We start from the raw sequence: 3385 nt of genomic DNA on the forward strand, positions 1-3385 counted from the left end.
CAAAGATTAAAGAGTTCAGAGGGATAGCCACAAGATACGATAAAACGGATTGCAGCTACGCCGCGTGTTGGAACCTTGTAGCAGCACTCATAGCATCAAGATGAATGTCCACAGACCCTAGAATAGCTTTCCGCACTGCGACTGGACGGAGGAACTCATGCCAGCTTACGTAATCGGCCAACTCAATATACACGACCCGGAAGCGTACCAAGCCTATCTTGACGGCTTCATGCCAAGCTTCGAAAGACATGGTGGAGAGTTACTGGCAACGTCGCGAGCTGAAACGGAGATACTTGAAGGGTCATGGGCGATGCCACGGACAGTCATCATGCGCTTTCCATCCATAAATAGTGCCAAGGCATTCCGGACCCTGAATATCCTCGACGAACACAGCCGGGGATGTCTGGCTATCCGGGTGAAACGGAAGCTGAACTCGACCGAAGTCATCGACGCGCTGACAGACTTGTTCATCCTGCGCGGCATCCCAGCTTACATTCGCTCTGACAACGGCCCGGAGTTCATTGCTGAGGCGGTAAGGAACTGGATTACCGCCGTCGGGGCGAAGACCGCTTACATCGAGCCGGGATCGCCCTGGGAGAACGGATACTGCGAAAGCTTCAATGCCCGTCTCCGCGACGAACTGCTCAACGGCGAGGTCTTTTACTCGCTACGCGAAGCCCGGATCATCATCGAAAAGTGGCGGAAACACTACAACACCAAACGACCCCACACTGCACTGGGCTATCGCCCACCGGCACAAGAAACCATCATCCCGATGGCAACCAGGCCTATCATGCACTAACATTCAAACTGGACCACTCAGGTGGGGCTGATCATCTGCTGGCTGCAGATTACCTGATCAGAATGGACTGGCCGGACTTGCTGCTTGCCGCGGAACGCGCTTCCGCCGATGGCTGGTCCTTCGGTCAGGCGCTCCTAGCGATTGCGCATACGGAACTGTCAAATGAACAGGCGGCGCGTGTGGCCTACAAAAGGATGGCGGCGCTGGACCCGCTTCTCGCCGAAGAACCGCGGGCATGGCTTGAGGCGCACAACATGCCTCCGGTCCTGATCAACGCCGTCGCCGTCGGATTGTCGAGGGCCCGCGACGCATCCGGCTATTGAGAGACCTGTGTATGTCTACCGCGATATGCTGTGCGCGTCCGGTTGGCCGGGATAACACCGTTCTCTTCCGGACGGTCTCAGAAAGCCGGCAGGGTCAGGTGCAAAACCGGACAGATTTTGTGCGCTCAGTACCCCGATGATTTGCGGGCAGCGGGCGGTGCAGCAACCGGAAGCAGGACGGGTCGCCAACATCGGGATTTCGCAGTCAATGGGCGCGTTGTGTTCTGCGCGATCAGGGGTGTCCGGATAAAGCGGACCCAGGGTCTGTGACGCAGAAATCAGGGCGGCGCCACAGGACGCTGCCGGCAAGCTCTCCACTTTTAGTCAGCGCCGGGCCGGTTCACTTCTGAGCGGTCCGGCGGTATCACGCATGTGCGGCACGGCGGTCACAGACGGCGGCGCCGGGCGGCCAGTGACCGGTTCTTCGGTCCTATTGCCCGGAGGAGGCGTCAAGTGCTGCCATGCTGCGCGCACGGTTGGGCGACAGAGTGAGCGTGGTTTTATAGGCCTGCACGGCTTCGTCCTGCCTGCCGAGTTCGGCAAGCATATCTCCCAGCAGCTCGCGCGCCGGCAGCATGTGGCCGGGCGTCACGGGGCTCTTTCCGATACTGTCCTCAAGCTCCGCGGCAGACCGCTGCATCTCCAGCGCGGGCTCTGTATTGCCTTCGGCCAGTTCGATCCAGGCCTGAACGCTCAGGATCTGGGCGCCGGTGAGCTTTGCCCAGTATCCCTGGCCACGCTCCTCCATTGCTGCTTTCAGCGTTTCGAGACCCGCCACCGCATCTCTGGCCGCATCAGTATCGCCGCTGCGTGCCGCCCCGAGACCGCGCGCAAACCGGTTCATCGCGACGGTCTGAGGGAACTTATCCCATGGAATCGCCGCGTGCATATCCGGTGACAGTCCGGCTGCCTGCGTCCAGTCGCCGGTTTCAAGCGCGACCCGGACCGGGGCAGCCGCCAGAGCATAGGCGCCGCCGAAGCTCACCTGGTGATTGTCGATGGCAAGCATCTCTTCTACCAGCGCCTCTGCTTTGCTGACCTCGCCGAGTTGCAGATGGCCATACACCAGATAGTCGACAGCATGCGCGTAATGGCTCTGGATCACATCGCCTGACTGCTCAAGAGCAGCCCTGGCCGAACGACTGTTGAGATCAATGGAGCGGTCCCAGTCGCCGGTACGCGTGAAAATATGCGCCGGCATATGCAGGGCATGCGGAGCGTCCGGAGCCGTCTTGTCGTAGATCTCCGCATAGAGCCGTCCGCGCTCTTTCAGCGCCGGATTATCATAGGCATGAATGGCATAGTGGATCACTCCGGGGTGCTCAGGATCTGACTTGTGCAGCGCGTCGAGCGCATCGCCGACCTGAGCATTCACGGCCACACCTTCCGGGCCACGGGGCGCGGTCGCCAGACGTGCCAGAGCCGCAAACGCCGCCGTATCGGTGTCGTCGGGGTTCTGCTCGCCTGCGTCGATCTGCGCCTGCGCCCATGCGTCGAGACGGGCACGGTAGCTGTCTGCACCGGGCGCATAGAATGCAGCGACAGCGCCGGCAAGCGCCTGTTCAACCGGGGTGCCGGTCTGCAGCCCGGCGAGTTTTGCAGCCGCGGCCATGCCCCGTTCTGTCTCCGCCTCCGACGGCGCGCCGGGCCAGAGCGGATGGAAGTTCGCCATGCCCACACCCCACTGGGCCATGGCACAGGACGGATCGGCATCCGCTGCCTTCATGAATTCAGCTTCGGCCTGAATATACATCATATTGTGAAGGAGGCTCAGCCCCTCGTTAAAGGCGTCATCAGCTTCCTTACTGCAGCTGGTTTCAAAATCTGTCAGTGCCGCAACAACAGGACCGGCCAGACAGGAAGTGCCAAGTGCAGCAACAAGGGCCAAGGCTATATTTCTGTTACGATGTGTCATGATTAGCCTCATTGAATATGGTATGGTTTGAAATGATCGGAGCCAAGGACTCGCGCGCATTATACACATTTCAGCCCTCAGCGTCCCGGATTTCAGACGGAAAACCGGCAGGTGGCAGATCTCCTGGGTGCTTCGTGACGCGCATGTGAAGCGGCGTTAAAATGTATCGGCCTGTGAATACTATCTGCGCGCTATCGACCTGCATCGACCGGGCAGATTATCCGACAAGCCAGTGGTCAAAGCGCTGGAATGGCATTTTCAAGCTCTGGCCCCCCGATCCGGATCCGGGCGGATCTGCGCGATGCGCGTCTGCACAGCCGCCGGTCTTTCTCATGCCTATGTCGA

4 protein-coding genes and 1 pseudogene are annotated in these 3385 nt (G+C 59.9%); 4 read left to right on the top strand and 1 reads right to left on the bottom strand.

Features of this window, described 5'->3' with window-relative positions; all coding sequences use genetic code 11:
* The 3 genes and pseudogenes from Q0M35_RS16445 to Q0M35_RS16455 form a co-directional block, all read left to right on the top strand.
* Window positions 1-104 (top strand): annotated as a pseudogene (locus tag Q0M35_RS16445) (IS5/IS1182 family transposase); the annotation flags it as partial.
* A gap of 53 nt (window positions 105-157) precedes the next feature.
* A complete protein-coding gene (locus Q0M35_RS16450; protein ID WP_295317356.1) occupies window positions 158-802 on the top strand; it encodes an integrase core domain-containing protein in 645 nt (214 codons plus the stop codon).
* Between the two features lie 62 nt (window positions 803-864).
* Window positions 865-1125: a hypothetical protein gene (locus tag Q0M35_RS16455; RefSeq protein ID WP_295317357.1), complete on the top strand. Its 261-nt coding sequence runs from the start codon at window positions 865-867 to the stop codon at window positions 1123-1125.
* Between the two features lie 430 nt (window positions 1126-1555).
* Here the strand turns inward: Q0M35_RS16455 and Q0M35_RS16460 are convergent, their stop codons facing one another.
* Complete coding sequence (locus Q0M35_RS16460) at window positions 1556-3040, bottom strand: hypothetical protein (protein ID WP_295317358.1); 1485 nt, start codon at window positions 3038-3040, stop codon at window positions 1556-1558.
* 161 nt (window positions 3041-3201) lie between these two features.
* Here Q0M35_RS16460 and Q0M35_RS16465 point away from each other — a divergent pair.
* On the top strand, window positions 3202-3385 hold a 184-nt coding region (locus tag Q0M35_RS16465; protein ID WP_295317359.1), incomplete at its 3' end, for a hypothetical protein.

This window comes from Roseobacter sp. (assembly GCF_024639605.1).
GTDB lineage: Bacteria > Pseudomonadota > Alphaproteobacteria > Rhodobacterales > Rhodobacteraceae > Roseobacter.

What these genes read in the sequence shown, in the direction of transcription:
- Q0M35_RS16460 (WP_295317358.1), bottom strand. Translation starts at nt 3,040, where the DNA reads ATGACACATCGTAACAGAAATATAGCCTTGGCCCTTGTTGCTGCACTT.
- Q0M35_RS16455 (WP_295317357.1), top strand. Translation starts at nt 865, where the DNA reads ATGGACTGGCCGGACTTGCTGCTTGCCGCGGAACGCGCTTCCGCCGAT.
- Q0M35_RS16450 (WP_295317356.1), top strand. Translation starts at nt 158, where the DNA reads ATGCCAGCTTACGTAATCGGCCAACTCAATATACACGACCCGGAAGCG.